This window comes from Lentzea sp. NBC_00516 (assembly GCF_036346835.1).
Lineage (GTDB): Bacteria > Actinomycetota > Actinomycetes > Mycobacteriales > Pseudonocardiaceae > Lentzea > Lentzea sokolovensis.
Genome location: NZ_CP107840.1, coordinates 7,329,973 through 7,345,856, shown reverse-complemented (window position 1 = coordinate 7,345,856; position 15,884 = coordinate 7,329,973). Strand labels below are relative to the sequence as shown.

Annotated in this window: 17 protein-coding genes, 1 tRNA gene and 1 pseudogene; 10 read left to right on the top strand and 9 right to left on the bottom strand. The window is 67.2% G+C overall.

Annotated elements, in window-relative coordinates; genetic code table 11:
• Positions 1–46 precede the first annotated feature (46 nt).
• Together OG205_RS33555 and OG205_RS33550 are read left to right on the top strand one after the other, a co-directional pair.
• Positions 47–120 (top strand) — tRNA-Gly (locus OG205_RS33555).
• A 72-nt stretch (positions 121–192) separates the two neighbouring features.
• Positions 193–624: a PH domain-containing protein gene (locus OG205_RS33550; protein ID WP_330271934.1), complete on the top strand. Its 432-nt coding sequence runs from the start codon at positions 193–195 to the stop codon at positions 622–624.
• On the opposite strand, the gene OG205_RS33545 is transcribed toward OG205_RS33550, so the two are convergent.
• Positions 621–1,037 carry a hypothetical protein gene (locus OG205_RS33545; protein WP_319976518.1) on the bottom strand — a complete coding sequence of 139 codons (417 nt, stop codon included), beginning with the start codon at positions 1,035–1,037 and terminating at the stop codon, positions 621–623. The genes OG205_RS33550 and OG205_RS33545 overlap by 4 nt on opposite strands.
• 117 nt (positions 1,038–1,154) lie before the next feature.
• On the opposite strand from OG205_RS33545, the gene OG205_RS33540 reads away from it, so the two are divergent.
• Positions 1,155–1,517 carry a hypothetical protein gene (locus tag OG205_RS33540; RefSeq protein WP_330271933.1) on the top strand — a complete coding sequence of 121 codons (363 nt, stop codon included), beginning with the start codon at positions 1,155–1,157 and terminating at the stop codon, positions 1,515–1,517.
• Here the strand turns inward: OG205_RS33540 and OG205_RS33535 are convergent.
• A complete protein-coding gene (locus OG205_RS33535; protein ID WP_330271932.1) occupies positions 1,477–2,985 on the bottom strand; it encodes a sodium:solute symporter family protein in 1,509 nt (502 codons plus the stop codon). The genes OG205_RS33540 and OG205_RS33535 overlap by 41 nt on opposite strands.
• Before the next feature lie 242 nt (positions 2,986–3,227).
• Between OG205_RS33535 and OG205_RS33530 the strand changes: the two genes are divergently transcribed.
• A complete protein-coding gene (locus OG205_RS33530) occupies positions 3,228–3,866 on the top strand; it encodes a response regulator transcription factor (RefSeq protein WP_330271931.1) in 639 nt (212 codons plus the stop codon).
• Here the strand turns inward: OG205_RS33530 and OG205_RS33525 are convergent.
• A complete protein-coding gene (locus OG205_RS33525; protein WP_330271930.1) occupies positions 3,828–4,403 on the bottom strand; it encodes a TetR/AcrR family transcriptional regulator in 576 nt (191 codons plus the stop codon). The two genes, OG205_RS33530 and OG205_RS33525, sit on opposite strands and share 39 nt — an antisense overlap.
• An 81-nt stretch (positions 4,404–4,484) precedes the next feature.
• Between OG205_RS33525 and OG205_RS33520 the strand changes: the two genes are divergently transcribed.
• Together OG205_RS33520 and OG205_RS33515 are read left to right on the top strand one after the other, a co-directional pair.
• Complete coding sequence (locus tag OG205_RS33520; protein ID WP_330271929.1) at positions 4,485–5,519, top strand: FAD-dependent oxidoreductase; 1,035 nt, start codon at positions 4,485–4,487, stop codon at positions 5,517–5,519.
• Between the two features lie 151 nt (positions 5,520–5,670).
• On the top strand, positions 5,671–7,506 hold the full coding sequence (locus tag OG205_RS33515) for an acyl-CoA dehydrogenase (protein ID WP_330271928.1): 1,836 nt from the start codon (positions 5,671–5,673) through the stop codon (positions 7,504–7,506).
• Positions 7,507–7,577: 71 nt separating this feature from the next.
• Here OG205_RS33515 and OG205_RS33510 read toward each other — a convergent pair.
• A pseudogene (locus OG205_RS33510) lies at positions 7,578–8,606 on the bottom strand (Cmx/CmrA family chloramphenicol efflux MFS transporter); the annotation flags it as partial.
• A gap of 173 nt (positions 8,607–8,779) precedes the next feature.
• Between OG205_RS33510 and OG205_RS33505 the strand changes: the two are divergent.
• Entirely contained in the window at positions 8,780–9,226 is a 447-nt protein-coding gene (locus OG205_RS33505) for a hypothetical protein (protein ID WP_330271926.1), read from the top strand.
• Here the strand turns inward: OG205_RS33505 and OG205_RS33500 are convergent.
• The 4 genes from OG205_RS33500 to OG205_RS33485 all read right to left on the bottom strand — a co-directional run bounded on the left by OG205_RS33500 (position 9,216) and on the right by OG205_RS33485 (position 14,271).
• Positions 9,216–10,007: a DUF1206 domain-containing protein gene (locus OG205_RS33500; protein WP_330271925.1), complete on the bottom strand. Its 792-nt coding sequence runs from the start codon at positions 10,005–10,007 to the stop codon at positions 9,216–9,218. The genes OG205_RS33505 and OG205_RS33500 overlap by 11 nt on opposite strands.
• 46 nt (positions 10,008–10,053) lie before the next feature.
• On the bottom strand, positions 10,054–11,838 hold the full coding sequence (locus OG205_RS33495) for a VanW family protein (RefSeq protein ID WP_442916845.1): 1,785 nt from the start codon (positions 11,836–11,838) through the stop codon (positions 10,054–10,056).
• A 282-nt stretch (positions 11,839–12,120) separates the two neighbouring features.
• A complete protein-coding gene (locus OG205_RS33490) occupies positions 12,121–12,414 on the bottom strand; it encodes a GroES family chaperonin (protein ID WP_084401587.1) in 294 nt (97 codons plus the stop codon).
• 36 nt (positions 12,415–12,450) lie between these two features.
• A complete protein-coding gene (locus OG205_RS33485; RefSeq protein ID WP_330271923.1) occupies positions 12,451–14,271 on the bottom strand; it encodes an NHL domain-containing thioredoxin family protein in 1,821 nt (606 codons plus the stop codon).
• Positions 14,272–14,361: 90 nt separating this feature from the next.
• On the opposite strand from OG205_RS33485, the gene OG205_RS33480 reads away from it, so the two are divergent.
• From OG205_RS33480 to OG205_RS33470, 3 genes are read left to right on the top strand one after another with little or no spacing between them, the layout of a single operon-like run.
• Entirely contained in the window at positions 14,362–14,853 is a 492-nt protein-coding gene (locus tag OG205_RS33480; RefSeq protein ID WP_330271922.1) for a helix-turn-helix domain-containing protein, read from the top strand.
• 3 nt (positions 14,854–14,856) lie between these two features.
• On the top strand, positions 14,857–15,177 hold the full coding sequence (locus tag OG205_RS33475; protein WP_330271921.1) for a hypothetical protein: 321 nt from the start codon (positions 14,857–14,859) through the stop codon (positions 15,175–15,177).
• On the top strand, positions 15,138–15,428 hold the full coding sequence (locus OG205_RS33470; protein ID WP_330271920.1) for a hypothetical protein: 291 nt from the start codon (positions 15,138–15,140) through the stop codon (positions 15,426–15,428). The genes OG205_RS33475 and OG205_RS33470 overlap by 40 nt, the downstream gene beginning before the upstream one ends.
• Positions 15,429–15,460: 32 nt before the next feature.
• Here OG205_RS33470 and OG205_RS33465 read toward each other — a convergent pair whose 3' ends face one another.
• Positions 15,461–15,883, bottom strand: coding sequence for a DUF4259 domain-containing protein (locus tag OG205_RS33465; RefSeq protein WP_330271919.1), 423 nt, complete (start codon positions 15,881–15,883; stop codon positions 15,461–15,463).
• Position 15,884 lies beyond the last annotated feature (1 nt).

Genomic DNA, 15,884 nt, shown 5'->3' with positions numbered 1-15,884 from the left:
ACGTCACGTTGCCGGTCTGTGTATGATCGGCGGCGAGCTTGATCCCGCGGGTGTAGTTCATTGGTAGAACGACAGCTTCCCAAGCTGTAGAGGCGGGTTCGATTCCCGTCACCCGCTCCACCGAAAGCCCTCCACGTGAGGGCTTTCTTCGTTTCCAGGTCAGCCAGGTCCGCACCGGGCTAGCTTCGGTCCATGGGGCCCACTACTTTCCGCAGGCAGTCGATTCGCGTCAGCGTCGTGATCATCTCGGTGGTCGTGTACTTCGTGCTGTATTTCCGGATATACGAGTCCGGGACCGGGCTGGCCAAGAACGTTCTCGTCGGGTTGCTCGTCGGCCTGCTGACGGCGACGGTGATCCAGACCTGGCGGCTGGCGGTGGTCGTGAGGTCGGACGGGCTCCTTGTGCGCAACTCGTGGCGCGACCAGTTCCTGCGGTGGGACGACATCCAGGGCATCGACCACGAGCGGGGCCGCATGCAGCGCGTGTCGATCTTGATGACCGACGGGCGGGTTGTGCCGTGCGACGCGATGCGCGGATGGGCCACCCGTGACGAGCCGCACGCGAAGGCGCTTGTGCAGGCGGTCACCGAACGCCTTGCGGCGCGGGAACAACAGGCCGGTTAGTCGACCGGCAGGCCCCACGGGCGGCGGTCCAGTTCCGCCCAGCCGCCGCCACGTGCGAGAGCCGCTCGCACGCCGGCCACGTGGTCGGCGAACGAGGCCAGGTCGCCGTGCAGCAGTTCAGCGCGTTCCACGTCCAACGGGTGCGTGTCGTCGTGCCACAGGTCGACGGCGAACGAGGCGACGAAGGACATCGACTGCAGCAGCTGCAGAAGCGCTGTGGAAGGCCGCATCGACTCGGCGAGGTAGGAGAGGCGGATCTCCTCGCAGACCGCGAGCAGCGAGCGGACCTGGCGGATGGCGTCGGCCGGTGTGCCGTCCCACGACGGGTCCGGCCACACGCGGTCGCTCAGCTCCAGCCAGAGCCGCCAGCCCGTGGCGAGTTCCGCGTCGTCTGCGGGAGACCACTTACCCATGCATCCACTGTGCATGGGTAAAGAGGAAGAGTCTCGTGACGATGACGCACGCCACGGCAACCAACGGGTCACACGTACGTCCTGTAGCGCATGACGCGTTCCTGGCAAGGACAGAGCGTGAAGAGCCTCGCTGTCGGGCTCGGTCTGGGTGTGGTCCTCACTGTGCTCGCCCTGCCCGCGCTCCAGTACGAGATCGCTGAGCACGCCAACCTGCTCACGCGGGTGCTCGCCTACGGCTTCCTGCTGGTGCCGGTCGCGGTCGTCACGGTGCTGAGGAGTCAGTACCCGGTGACGCAGACGACCGGGCTGGTCGCGGGTGCGACGGTGGTGCTGGCGTCCACGGCGCAGACCTACACCGGCACGCCCATGCCCTACGTGTGGCTCGCGGCGGCGACCCTGTTCGGGTGCGCCGCCGCGAGGATCATGCGGAACGAACGGCTTACGCCTTCACCTTCTCCGGTTCAGGCTCGTCCGAGTTGAGCGAGTCGAGCAGGATGTCGCGCTCGGTGGAGGGCTCCTTCTTCAGGAAGCCGATCGACAGGTAGAGCACGAGCGAGAGCATCAGCGGCCACGACACGAGCACGCCCTTGGTGACCCAGGCGGCCTTGTTCATCTGCTCGATGTACAGGAACGCCCACATGCCCAGGCCGCCGACCACCGAGGCGATCGCCGCCGTCGAACCGACCTTGCGGAACCACGGCAGCAGGCCGAGCATCAGCGGGATCGCGATCGGGCCCATCGTGGCGGCGACCAGGTCGACCACCACCTTGAGCACGAAGCCCTGGCCTCCCGAGGCGATCGCGATGATCATGCTGACGCCGATGAAGGTGAACGTCGTTATCCGGGCCAGCAGCAACTGGTTGTCCGCCGAGAACGTCTTCACCTTCTTCCACAGGTGGGGCAGCATGTCGCGGTTGATGACAGCGGCGATGACGTTCGCGTCCGACGACACCATGGCCATGGTGTGCGAGAAGAAGCCGGCCAGAACCAGGCCGATCATGCCCGCGGGCAGCATCTGCTTGCCCATCTCGATGTACGCGTTCTCCGCCTGCGCTCCTTCGAGGCCCGGCACGATCAGCGGCGCCGCCCACATCGGGAAGAACAGCACGAGCGGCCACACGAGCCACAGCGCGGACGAGAGCAGCGCCGAGCGCTTGGCCGCGAAGCCGGACGGCGCGGCCATGTAGCGCTGCGCCAGGTTCCACATGCCGCCGTTGTACTCCAGCGTCTTGATCAGGAAGAGCGCCATGAGGAACGTCGACGTGTACGGGCCCGCCAGCGGGTCGCTGTGGCTGTCCGGGAGCTTGTCCCAGATCGTGACGGGGAAGTCCCAGCCGAGGGTGCCGGCGACGGCGAACAGCATCGCGAAGCCCGCGGCCGCCTGGATGATGAACTGGCCGAAGTCGGTCAGCGCGTCGGCCCAGAGACCGCCGAGCACGGAGTAGATCATCGTGACGACGCCGATGATGATGATGCCCCAGGTGATCGGGACACCCGCGAAGCCGCGCAGCAGGATCGAGACGGCCGCCCACTTGGCGGCGATGTCGACGACCTTGAGCAACGCACCCGCGTAGGCCATGACCTGCTGGGTGGGCACGTTGTAGCGCTTGGCCAGGTATTCGAGCGGTGACTTGACGTCGTGCTTCGAGCGCAACCGGTTCCACCGGGGCGCGAACAGGAACGCACCGATGCCGACGCCGATGCCGATCGTCAGCGACCACCACACGTAGACGGTGAGTCCGAGCCGGTACGCCTCAGAGGCGAACGCGACGAACATGACCGCGCTGTAGCCGGACATGTGGTGCGAGATTCCGGACAACCACCACGGCATCTTGCCGCCTGCCGTGAAGAAGTCGGCGATGTTGTGGACCCGCCCGCGCGACCAGAGTCCGATCCCGACCATCACGAAGAAATAGCCGACAACCACGACCCAATCGAGGGTGCCCATGTGACCTCCAAGCGTGCACACACGTGTGCCCGCGAGAGCACCAGGCCTCATGGCGGCGGAACCTGGCACATCCGCACGGGATATGTGACGTAGGTCTTACGAGACTGTTGCGGGGGTACGGAAGACCTTCGGCCGTCTTGAATCACATTCGTGACCCTTGTTCATCTACATGAACCGACTATTCCGCGTCACACGTCCGAGGGAACTACGTCACTCCTCTGGAAGCACGAACGGAGGTGCTGATGCTCCCGCCCAGCCGGCCTGCCCCCGGCGTCGCGCTGATCGATCCGGTGCCGCTCTATCGCGAAGGCCTGTCCGCCCTGATCAGGCGGACCCCCGGCCTGCGCTGGCTCGGTTCGACCGGCGATCTGCACGCTGCCGTTCGCCTGCGCGAACGACTGCGTCCCGACGTGCTTCTCATCGACTCCGTGCTCGACCCGGTCGGCCACGTGGCCAGGCTGCTGGTCGAACGCGACCCAACCCTGTTGATCATCGGACTGGTCCGCGACGCGCACTCGCACGCGAACTACGTGACGACGGCGTTAGAGGCAGGTGTCCGCGGAGTCGTGCCGCGATCGGCCCAGCCGGAACAGATCGTCCGGGTGATCGCCGAGACCTTCCGTTCGCGCGGGTACGTGCACCCCGACCTGCGGCCGAAGGAACGGCCGACGCTGACCAAGCGCGAGTACGAGGTGCTCACGCTCATCGCGGACGGCCTGGAGAACCAGCAGGTCGCGAACGAGCTGATCTTGTCCGTGGAGACCGTGCGGACCCACGTGAAGGGCATCCTGCGCAAGCTCAGTGCGCGCGACCGGACGCACGCGGTGTCACTCGCCTACCGGTCAGGCCTGCTGATCGGCCGCCCAGCCGTGCTCGAGTAACCCGAACACCTCGTCGGCCGCCCGTTCGCGGTCGGGCCGATCGAAGATCACGTCCCGCGCCTCCAGGGCGAACCGGGCCAGTGCCGCGCACCTGACGTCGTCCGCCGGCGCACCTATCTCCTCCGCGATGGCCTCGGCCAGCGCGTCCTGGTGCCGCGTCCACATCCGGTGCCCGTACTCGCGCAACGCGGACGTCTCCAGCACCAGCCGCTGGAAGACCTCGAACTGCGGGTGGTCGGCGTGCCCTTTCGCCGCCTGCACGAAGTGGTCGCGCAACGCCATCGGGATCGACCGGCCCTCGCGGTTGCGCACAGCCGCGACCAGCGCCGACTCCTGCTGCGCGTCCTCGTCGAAGAGCAGCGCCTCTTTGCTGGGGAAGTGCTTGAACAACGTCGTCACCGACACGTCCGCGGTGTCGGCGATCTCCTTCACGCCCACGGCGTCGAACCCGCGCTCGATGAACAGCCTCGTCGCCGCGTCGGAGATCGACTGACGGGTCTGCTGCTTCTTCCGCTCGCGGCGGCCGAGCTCGCTCACCCACCGATCGTACCGCATGGGTTGAGTCGATTCAAAAGTGTAGTGGTTGCACTTTCGCAGTCGATACGCTTTCATGGAGTCATGACCTCACCACGCATCGCCATCGCAGGGGCCGGCATCGGCGGCCTCACCTGTGCACGCGTTCTCCAGCTGCACGGCTTCGAGAACGTCACAGTCTTCGAGCGGGAGAGCTCGCCGGAGGCCCGCCAGCAGGGCGGCACCATCGACCTGCACGCCGACAGCGGCCAGGAGGCCGTGCGCGCCGCCGGACTGTTCGAGCAGTGGCGCGCGCTCGCCCGTTTCGAAGGCCAGGAGCAGCGCAAGGTCGACCACGCCACGGCCGCGTTGATCGAGCACGAACCGGCGGAGGGCGACTTCCGGCCGGAGATCGACCGCGGCCAGTTGCGCCGGCTCCTGCTCGACTCGCTCGCGCCCGGAACCGTCACCTGGGGTCGAGGCATCGACTCGGCGAAACCGGGCGAGGTCACCTTCCTGGATGGCTCCACCACCACGTTCGACCTGGTCATCGGGGCGGACGGTGCCTGGTCGCGGGTCCGCCAGGCCTTGTCGCCGGCCGTGCCGCTGTACACCGGCGTGATGTTCGTCGAGACACGGCATGACAACGACGAACGGCTGCTCGACCTCACCGGTCAGGGCACGATGGTCGCCGACGGCGAAGGCCTGATGATCTGGTCGCAGCGCAACAGCGGCGATCACATCCGCGCGTACGCGTGCATGCGCGCGCGTGAAGATTGGAAGCCCTCCAACGCCGACCTGATGGAGCTCTACGCGGGCTGGCACCCGTCGCTGCTGGCGTTCCTCGAAGGCGAGCTGACCTACCGCCCGCTGTACTCACTCCCCGTGCCCCACACCTGGGAGCACACGCCCGGCGTGACGCTGCTCGGCGACGCCGCCCACCTGCAGCCACCACTGGGCGTCGGGGCGAACCTCGCCATGCAGGACGCGGCCGAACTGGCGCTCGCGATCGCCGCGGACGGTGTCCGAGACGGGGTGCGGGCCTACGAATCTGTCATGTTGCCCCGCTCGGTGAGCTTCGCCGAACGGACGAACCCTGCGCTGCTCGGAATGGTCCCCGAACGCCCGGTACGCGTCTGACCGGCCCTCATGCCCGATTCAGGTCACTCAGAGGACTGTCTACTTCGCCACCAGTGGGTGGTCGGCCTTGCCGGGGTTACTGTCGGGTAATACTCTGTTGTTACCGGTCAGTAGGCGACCCCGCCGCGACCCTGAGGAGTGAGCTGACGAGATGGGCCACTACAAGAGCAACGTCCGGGATCTCGAGTTCAACCTGTTCGAGGTCTTCAACGTGCAGGACCACCTCGGCACGGGGCCGTTCGAGCAGTCCGACGAGGACACGGCGCGCAGCGTGCTGGCCGAGGTGAAGAACCTCGCGGAGGGTGTCCTGGGGGACTCCTTCGTCGACGCCGACCGCAACCCGCCGGTGTTCGACCCGGCGACGCACTCGGCAACCCTGCCGGAGTCGCTGAAGAAGTCGTACCAGGCGGTGTGGGACGGCGAGTGGTACCGGCTGTTCCTGCCGAACGAGCTGGGCGGCTTCGGCACCCCGCCGTCGGTCACGTGGGCCGCGTCCGAGCTGCTGCTCGGGGCGAACCCGGCCGTCTACATGTACCTGGCGGGTCCGAGCTTCGCGACGGTCGTCTACAACAACGGCACCGAGCGCGACAAGCAGTGGGCTCAGCTGATGATCGACCGCGGCTGGGGCGCCACGATGGTGCTGACCGAGCCGGACGCCGGTTCCGACGTCGGCGCCGGCCGCACCAAGGCCTTCAAGCAGGAGGACGGCTCCTGGCACATCGAGGGCGTGAAGCGCTTCATCACGTCCGCCGACCAGGACCTGACCGAGAACATCATGCACATGGTGCTCGCGCGTCCCGAGGGCGAAGGCATCGAGGCGAGGCCCGGCACCAAGGGCCTGTCGCTCTTCCTCGTGCCGAAGTTCCACTTCGACGCGGAGTCCGGTGAGCTGGGCGAGCGCAACGGCGCCTTCGTCACCAACGTCGAGCACAAGATGGGCCTCAAGGCGTCCACCACGTGCGAGCTGACGTTCGGCCAGCACGGCGTGCCCGCCAAGGGCTGGCTGCTGGGCGAGGTGCACGACGGCATCGCGCAGATGTTCGACGTCATCGAGTACGCCCGCATGATGGTCGGCACCAAGGCCATCGCGACGCTGTCGACCGGTTACCTGAACGCGCTGTCCTACGCCAAGGAGCGCGTGCAGAGCGCCGACCTGACGCGCATGACGGACAAGACCGCTCCGCGCGTCACCATCACCAACCACCCGGACGTCCGCCGCAGCCTGATGCTGCAGAAGGCGTACGCCGAGGGCCTGCGCGCCGTGTACCTGTACACCGCGACGCAGCAGGACAAGGTGATGCTCGGCGGCGACGACGCGAAGCTGGCGGCGAAGGTCAACGACCTGCTGCTGCCGATCGTCAAGGGCGTCGGTTCCGAGCGCGCGTACGAGCAGCTGGCGCAGTCGCTGCAGACCCTGGGCGGTTCGGGCTTCCTGCAGGAGTACCCGATCGAGCAGTACATCCGCGACGCGAAGATCGACTCGCTGTACGAGGGCACCACGGCCATCCAGTCGCTGGACTTCTTCTTCCGGAAGATCATCCGTGACCAGGGCCAGGCGCTCGCGTTCATCAACGGCGAGATCCAGTCGTTCCTCGACAACGAGGGCGGCAACGGTCGCCTGAAGGAGGAGCGGGCGCTGCTCAAGCAGGGTCTCGAAGACCTGCAGGGCATGCTCGGCGCGCTGGTCGGGTTCTTGACCACCTCGCAGGAGGACGTCCGCAACCTCTACAAGGTCGGCCAGAACTCGGTCCGCCTGCTGATGACCGCGGGCGACGTCCTCGTCGGCTGGCTGCTGCTGCGCCAGGCGGAGGTCGCGCTGGAGAAGCTCGGTGGCACGCCGTCCGCCAAGGACAAGGCGTTCTACGAGGGCAAGATCGCGGTGGCGTCGTTCTTCGCGAAGACCGTGCTGCCGGAGCTCACCTCGCGCCGCAAGATCGCCGAGCAGACCGACAACGCGCTGATGGACATCGACGAGAGCGTTTTCTAAGCGCCTCAAGGACGACGGGTCCGCGCATCCCCTGCCCGGGGTGCGCGGACCCGTTTTTCATTGCCTCACAACAGAATCGGGCCGATGGCGGCGCCGACGTTGAACGCCGCGGTCGCGTAGGAACCGGCCATCGTGGGCGCCCCCGTCGCGTGGTGCAACACGCGAGCGATCAACGTGCTGCCGACCGCGAACGACAGCACGCCGAGCACGAAGACCAGTGCCAGCAACACGATCGGCTCCCTGCCGAGCACGTCGAGACTCACCCAGCCGGCGAGCGTCAACGGCCCGCCGAACGCCACGACAGGCCGTGGCGAGGTGTCGGCGAACCTGCCGCCGATCGTGACGCCGAGGAACGAGCCGGTGCCGAACAGCACCAGTGCGACCGGCACCCACCACTCGCTCAGCCCGGCGACGTCCGTCACCACCGGGGCGAGGAATGTGAAGTGGCCGAACGTCACCGCGTTCACGAGGACCGCGAGCGCGATGACCAACGCCAGTCGTGGCTTCAGGAGTTCGGCGAGTTCCGGGCGCAACGCAGGCGGCGCGACACGCTCCCGATGTGCCGGAATTCCTTGCAGGACACCGATAGCGGCTGGCACGCAGAGCACGGCGACCGCGAGGAACGTGGCGCGCCAACCGAACGCGGTGCCGAGCAACGCCCCTCCCGGCACACCGGCGATGGTGGCCACCGTTGTGCCGGACAGCAGCACGGCGAGCGCCCGTCCCCGTCGTTGCGGCGGTACGAGCGCGGCGGCCGTTGTCAGTGCCACGGCGAGAAAACCGGCGTTCGCGAGTGCGGCGAGCACCCTGGACACCAGCAACACCGCGAAACTCGTCGTGACGGCACCGGCCACGTGCGCGACCAGGAACACGACGACGAACCCGAACAGGCTCAGGCGCGGCGGCCAGGAGCGGGCGAGCACCGCCATCAACGGCGCGCCGACGGCCATGCCCGCGGCGAACGCGGAGGTGAGCAGGCCGGCGGTGCCGACGGAGACGTCGAAGTCGACGGCGATGGCGGGCAAGAGCCCGGAGAGCATGAACTCTGAGGTGCCCATGGCGAACACGGCCAGGGCAAGCAGGTACAGCGAGAAAGGCACGGAGGAGCTCCGAGGAATGAAGGGGTTTTCCGGGGCTGACGGCTAAACCGCAGACCCGGCCCTGGATGCCTCAGGACTCGACATGACCGGCACGCTAGCGCGATCACCTCACCGGACGCAGCTTGATTTCGTTGTCAGTTGACAGTCCCTCGTTCGGAATCAAAGATTGGCCGGTGTTCCTGTACCTGCTGATGGTGTGCGCGATCGCCGGCCTCGTGGCGCTCGCGACGATCGTCCTGCGACGCCTGAAGAACAGGCAGGTGCGCCAGGACGAGCTGTGGTTCGGGTACCGGCGGCACATGAACGAGCTGCGCGACGCGTCGCCAGGAGCAGAACTGGCGAGCGTCGCGCAGGTGTACCAACGAGCGGGGAGCGGCACCAAGGCCGTGATCGCGTGGCAGCGGACCGGCGTCGAGCAGGACTCCTGGTTCGAGGGAATGAACCCGGATCCCGGTGATCTCCTGCTGCTGCGGGGAAGTCCCGGCTGGGGACCGGACAACACCAGCCCCAACGTCTTCTACGTGGCGGCGGGACAGGTCCTGGCGTCGATGACCGTGGAGGCGCAGGCGGCCGCGGCCCGGCATGAGCACGGGCACACGGCCTCCGACGTCACTCCTTGAGGGCGCGAGCCGCCGCGAAGCAGTACACGCCGAACGCGGCGATGCCGATCGCCACGGCGGACAGCAGGAACGTGCCGTAAGGCTGTGCCGCCAACGTCTTCAGCGCCTTGTCCATGCCGCCGGACTGCTGGGGGTCCGCGTTGATGGCGGCGAGTCCGACGAGGACACCGATCACGCCGTACGCGGCGCCCTTGCCGATCCAGCCGATCCTGCCGACCGGCTCGATCCACTTCGGGGCCTTGCCCATGTCGAGGTCCTTCTCGAAGGACTTCTTGACACCCTTGTAGATGATCACGCCGGCGATCGAGAGGATGCCGATCGCCACGGCACCGACGAGGAACTGACCGCCGGGCCAGGAGAGCACCTGAGCCGTGAGTTCCTGCTGCTGCTGGTTCTGGTCGCCGCCGCTACCGGAGCCCGTCGCGTACTTGAAGGCACCCAGGGCGATACCGGTCGCCGTGACGGCGCGGGCCGCGGAGCCGATGCGCTTGGAGATGCGCTTCCGCTTCTTGCCGATGTAGGTGTACCCGACGAAGGCGAGAAGCAGCTGCCACAACGCGAAGCACACGAGTCCGATGCCGAGCGTCCACAGCAACCACGCGCCGCCCTGAGCGATGTCGCTCACCGCGCCTTTCGAGTCGGCCTGTTCGGAGTCACCGAACGCGACCTGGATCGCAAGCCACGCCACCAGGACGTGCACGACCCCGTACAGCACCATCCCCGCGCGTCCGAGCGTCTGGACGACGGGGTGTCTTCTCGCCTCTTGCGCAACAGTGGCCACGAAGGGGTGAATACCCCCGCGTGGCCACCGTGAACCTGAATGTTGCTCAGCCGCCGGGCGGCGGCTCACAGATGATCTTGAACTGCGGGTCGTAGCGGACCGTGCGCGATTCGTTGCGGGACTGGCCGTTGCGGCGGTCCGTGATCGTGCGGGTGTCCGTCACCGAGAAGCCGGGGGCACCGTTGCTCGGCGCGCAGCCGGCCTTGCTGACCTTCTTCTCCTGCGGCTGGGTGGGGTTGAAGTCGCCGCTGGTGGAGCCGGTGACGTCGTAGTTCTTGGTGCCCCAGAGCACGATCTTGATCGAGGAACCCGTCCAGATCGTCTGGATGGCGACGCCCGTGTCGTCCGGGTTCGTGAACGCGATGTCGATCAGGCTGTTGCCCGCGTTGTCCATGAACACGGTGGCCTCGCGGCCCTTCGGGTACCGCGTGATCCAGTAGCTGTGCTCCTTGTGGCCCGCGTCCTTCATGCCCGCGTAGTAGTACGCGTTGTAGAGCGTGGTCGCGAACTGCGAGATGCCGCCGCCGACCGCCATGCCGGGGATGCCGTTCTCGATGATGCCCGCCTCGACGTAGCCCTGCGCGGTACCGCGGGGGCCGGTGTACTTGTTGAGGCTGAACGTCTCCTTGGGCTTCACGATCGCGCCGTTGACCTTCTCGGCCACGACCCGGATGTTGACGCCCGAGGCGGCAGCGAAGCCACCGGTCTGGAACTCGCCGATGACCTCCTTGATGCCCATCTTGTTCGCCTGCTCGGTGGTGACCTTCGCGGGCGTGTGCTTGTACTCGAACTTGACCTCGCGCGCGTCCGTCTTCTTCAGCGTGTCGAAGTAGGGCTGGAGGTTCTTGTCCCAGTCGAGGTCGAGGCCGTCCACCGACGGCTTGACCGTCGGCTTGCCGCCCTCGAAGACGATCTCGGCGTCCTTGCCCTGCTTGACCGTGTCCTTGAGCTGCGGCGCGGTCACCTCGGCGAGCTTGTCCTTGTTGGGCGTGACGTTCAGCGCGCCGCCGTCACCGGGAGCGAAGGCCAGCGTGGCCCCGATCTGCTCCGGGGTGAGCGTCGCGTCCTTGCCCTCGCCCTTGATGACGACAGGGCCGGAGACCGCGGTGTTGACGAAGTCGTTGAGCGCCTTCTCGACGCCCTCCTTGGTCGTCTTGACCGGGGTGAAGTCCATCGGGACCTCGACCGGGTTCCCGGACGCCCAGTTCGAGACGACCGCGCCGGCCGCGTCCTCGGCCTTGAGCTTCTGGCCGTCGTGCGGGTCGACGGCGACGGGCTTGGCGCCCTCGAACTTGATGGTGCCCTCGATCGGGTCGTGGTCGAGCTTGGGGCGCAGGGCCTCGAGCGCGCCGGAGACCTTCGCGTCGTCCGCCTTCGTCGCGACACCGACCTCGCGGCTGGTGAAGAACGAGGTGACGCGCGTGACCGGGCTGAGCGGCTGGCTGCCCGCACGGTCGATCGTGCCGTTCCAGTCGAGCTCCAGACCCGCGGTCTTGGGGTCGAGCTCGGCGGTGACGTCGCCGGCCTTGAGCGCGACGGGCTTGTCGAGGCGCGGGCCGATCTCGTCGCGCAGCTTCTTCTCGGCGTCGGCGTGGCTCAGACCGCCGACGTCGACGCCCGCCACCGTCACGCCGCGCGGCACGTTGCCGCTGGAGACGAGAATGTCGAGGCCGTAGAGCAGGCCGAAGGCGCCGACCACGGCCGCGGCCACGATGACCGCCCGCTTCCGGTTGAACTTCGGCTGGGCCTCGTCCTCACCGGGCTCGATCATCACCGGCCCGTAGACACCGGAGTCCTCCGGCCGCGGTTCCGGCGGCAGCACCGGCCTCATGTACTCGGTGGCGTCCTCGCTGGCCGGGAACCCGACACCGGGCACGGCAGCGGTGACGGTCGGCTCGCTCGGATCCGGCTCCTCGGACGGCCACGCCTCGGTCGAGGCGTCCACCCGGACCGGAGTGATCTTGGTCGTCTGCTCGGAGGAGGTGCCGCCGGGACCCACCGGAGGCATCGCTCTCGTCTTGTCAGCGTCGTACGGCACAGCTCTCCCCGTCGCCCTGTCTGTCCTGAGGTGGCAAATGTGTGCAGCTATCAGGCGTCGATCACAACCGGCGGCTCATAGATACAGACCAGTACCGTGCTCGGTGAGCTCCGTCGCAACCGCGTGCAGATCGCGTTCCCTCATCACGAGATACGTGGTGCCGTGCACCTCGACCTCAAGCTGATCTTCCGGATTGAACATCACCCGGTCGCCGACCTTCACGTGGCGCACGCTGGTACCGACTCCGAACACATCACCCCACGCCAACCGCTTCGCCATCTGGGCCGTAGCGGGGATCACGATGCCTCCGCTGGAACGCCGCTCGCCGTCCTCCGGCGAGATGCGGACCATGACGCGGTCGTACAGCATCTGGATCTCGAGCTTGACATCAGGCACCCGCAGAGTCTACGTGGCTTGCGGACCCTCCTCGTCCATGCCGCCCATGAGCAACGGCAACCTGGTAGGTGCATCGGCAACCACTCGAACCGGCACCCCCCAGTCCTGCCTGGTCAGGCGACAGACCGGGTGTTCGTCGGCAGGATCGTCACTGCAACTGGCGGCCTGCGCTACGACGTGCAAAACGCCGTTCGTGACCTGATCGTTGATCCGCAACGCGCGTACCAGTTCCGTGCCGACGCCCGCGCCTTCCAGGATCAGCTCCGGCGGTGAGCTGGTGATCTCCAGACGGGTGGACGGTCCATACCTTTCGTCCAGTTTCGTCCCAGTCGGTGGGGTGAAGACGACCGCGAGCTCGAACGTGCCCGGCCCGATGTCGGTCGACGGCCGCTTCACCTCGTGGGCCGCGCCGTCGATCTTCGTCGCGGCCGCCGCGAACCGTTCGAGCCGATGCGCCGCACTCGCGACGACCACGAGCTCGTCGTCGATGATCAGCGCGTCGGACGGCTCGGCGATGTCCGTGGCGATCGTGGTGAGGGTGTTCGTCTCGGGGTCGAAGCGCCTGATGGCGTTGTTGTAGGTGTCGCTGATGGCGACCGAGTGGTCTTTCAGGACCGTGACGCCCAGCGGGTGCTGCAGGAGCGCCTCGTCCGCGTCGCCGTCCTTGTGGCCGAACGCGAACAGCCCCTTGCCGATGACCGTGTGCACCTCGCCGTTCTCGAGATAACGCAGCGCGCTCGTCTCGGAGTCGACCATCCACAACCGGTCACCGTCCGCCGCGAGCCCGGACGTCTGCGCGAAGAACGCTTGGTTCGCCGCGCCGTCGTTGATGCCCTCGACCGTCGTGCCGGCCAGCCTTTCGACGGTGTTCCGGGCGGGGTCGAAGAAGCTCAGCGTGTGGTTGCCGGCCATGGCGATGGCGACGCCGCCGTTCCACCAGGCAACGTCCCACGGGCTGGTCAGCTCGATCTTGTCGGCGGGCCCGTCCGTCTCGCCGTCACGCCACTGCTCGCCGGTGCCCGCGAGGGTCGTGACCTCGCCGGTTTCCAGGTTGAGGCCTCGGAGGAGGTGGTTGACCGTGTCCGCGATGACGACGTCGTAGCCGTGGGTGTTGGGGACCTCGGTGAGGCCCGCGGGTTCGGAGAAGGTGGGCGTCGTGCCGTCCTGGTGGCCGCGTTCGCCGGTGCCGATGCGGCGGATGACGGTCTCGCCGTCCGCCTCGAGCTCCACGATGCTGTGGTGGGCGGAGTCGCTGACGAGGATCGTGTTGCGCGGCGTGACGATGGCCTTCGCCGGGAACCGCAGCGTCGTGTTCTCCGGCTCCGGCGCCTGGTACGGACCTTCGCCGCGATGCAGCGTGCCCTTCTCGTCGTGCTCGACGATCAGCTCTTTGATGATGGTCCTGAGAGCTTCGACATGCCCTTCACCAGCGGCAACGTGCACCACGTAGCCCTCAGGGTCGACCAGCGTGAGCGTCGGCCACGCCTTGACCGCGTACTGCTGCCAGGTCGTGAGCTCCGGGTCGTCCAGGACCGGGTGGTGCACCTCGTACCGCTCGACGGCGGCCTTGAGCGCCTCGGGGTCGGCCTCGTGGACGAACTTCGGGGAGTGCACGCCGATGGTGACGAGGACGTCCTCGAACTCCTTCTCGAGGGGCCGCAGCTCGTCCAGGACGTGCAGGCAGTTGATGCAGCAGAAGGTCCAGAAGTCGAGCAGCACGATCTTGCCGCGCAGGTCCTTGAGGCTGATCTGCTCGCCGCCGGTGTTCAGCCAGCCCCGTCCTACCAGTTCAGGGGCACGGACACGGGCACGGCGCTTCACAGTCGTCACGGCGGTATCCAACACTGTGGACGGTGGGGGTGTTCCGACGTCCACATCGTGGGCGCTTTCGTTTTGTTCGTTTTGAGCTAGCATCGAGGCATGACGGCAGGCGCAGGCGAACGAACAGTGCTGCCTCCGGCACGACCGGAGAGCTTGTCCCCGTGGGTGGCCGCGCTGGCACGGTCAGGCAGCGAGACCGCCGCGCTCGTCGCACCGGACGGCACGCACCTCAAGCTTCCCGCGGAGATCTTCGAGGTGCTGCGTGAGGTCGTGTTCGCGATGTCGCAGGGTCTGGCGATCACAGTGGCCCCGCAACACACCGTGCTCACCACGAGCGAAGCCGCGCACCTGCTGGGAGTGTCCAGGCCGACCCTGGTACGTCTGCTCGAAGCAGGCGAGATTCCTTACGAGCAGCCGAACAGGCATCGCAGGGTCCGGCTGGCCGACCTCCTCGCCTACCAGGACCGCTCCCGCAGGGGACGTGCCGCAGGACTGGACGAGATGGTCCGTGACGGCGAGGACAGCGGCCTGTACGACCTCCCGTTGGACACGCCGTTCGAGCGGATTCCGACGAACGACGACCCCAGGTGATCAGTGCTTCCCGTCTTCATCGACACGTGCGTCCTTCTCAAGCCGTACCTGTGCGACACGCTGCTGACGATCAGCGAAAGCGGCGTCTACCGTCCGTTGTGGTCGAGGGACGTGCTGGCCGAGCTTGATCGCAACCTGCGCAAGCGGGGCGCGTCGGAGCAGCAGGTGGCTCACCGGCTCGACCAGATGCAACGACACTTCCCGGACGCCGAGGTGACCGGCTACCAGCACCTGGTCGAGTCGATGGACAACGACCCAAGGACCGACATGTTCTCGCGGCAGCCGTGTGGGGCGGCGCCGAACTGCTGGTCACCGAGAACCTGAAGGACTTTCCCGACGCCGCCGTCAAAAGCTTCGGCATCGAGGTGCTGCATCAGGACGAGTTCCTGCTCGACCAGCTTGATCTCGCACCTGAACTGGTGATCGCAGCACTTCGGCGACAGGTGTCCCGGTATCGGCGGGCGCCACGTTCCGTTGACGACCTGCTCGACATCCTCGCTAACGAAGGACATCGCTGCACCGGATTCACCGAGGCCTTCCGCAGCGCACAGTCGTTCGGCACCTGGAGAAGTTGAGCTCCTGACAGAACGCCCTGCCCCAGCGTCCATCAGATGAGAAGGACGGCTTTGAGGTCGGCGGCGCTCTGCCGCCACTGCGGGCCGTGCTCGGTGTCGTCCCACAGCTCCGGGAGCTCCGAATCCGCTGCCAGGATGCGGTCCAAGGCCTGAACGGCGAGGGGTCGCAGGTCAGGTGAGAAGACCGGCAACGGCTCGTCGGGGCCGTACGCCGTGGTGATCGGCGTTCCTCCAGGACACTGCGCGGCGATCAGCGCGGCCGAGGACAGAGCCTCGCACGCTTCATCGCTGTCGAGGTACTCGTCGGCCTCGATCGTGCGGGTCAGCGTGGTGCGGATGATGTTCTCGCGCTCGGTCTGCGGTGCCTTGTCGAGCGAGCCGGAGAAGTCCGCGGCGGTGTCGTTGTCGAAGTGTCCGATGTCCCAGGTGCCCATGGCGGCGATCTTGGCAGCCACC

Coding starts and splice junctions, on each gene's coding strand:
- OG205_RS33550 (WP_330271934.1), top strand. CDS start 193: ATGGGGCCCACTACTTTCCGCAGGCAGTCGATTCGCGTCAGCGTCGTG.
- OG205_RS33545 (WP_319976518.1), bottom strand. CDS start 1,037: ATGGGTAAGTGGTCTCCCGCAGACGACGCGGAACTCGCCACGGGCTGG.
- OG205_RS33535 (WP_330271932.1), bottom strand. CDS start 2,985: ATGGGCACCCTCGATTGGGTCGTGGTTGTCGGCTATTTCTTCGTGATG.
- OG205_RS33530 (WP_330271931.1), top strand. CDS start 3,228: ATGCTCCCGCCCAGCCGGCCTGCCCCCGGCGTCGCGCTGATCGATCCG.
- OG205_RS33520 (WP_330271929.1), top strand. CDS start 4,485: ATGACCTCACCACGCATCGCCATCGCAGGGGCCGGCATCGGCGGCCTC.
- OG205_RS33515 (WP_330271928.1), top strand. CDS start 5,671: ATGGGCCACTACAAGAGCAACGTCCGGGATCTCGAGTTCAACCTGTTC.
- OG205_RS33495 (WP_442916845.1), bottom strand. CDS start 11,838: ATGAGGCCGGTGCTGCCGCCGGAACCGCGGCCGGAGGACTCCGGTGTC.
- OG205_RS33490 (WP_084401587.1), bottom strand. CDS start 12,414: ATGCTGTACGACCGCGTCATGGTCCGCATCTCGCCGGAGGACGGCGAG.
- OG205_RS33480 (WP_330271922.1), top strand. CDS start 14,362: ATGACGGCAGGCGCAGGCGAACGAACAGTGCTGCCTCCGGCACGACCG.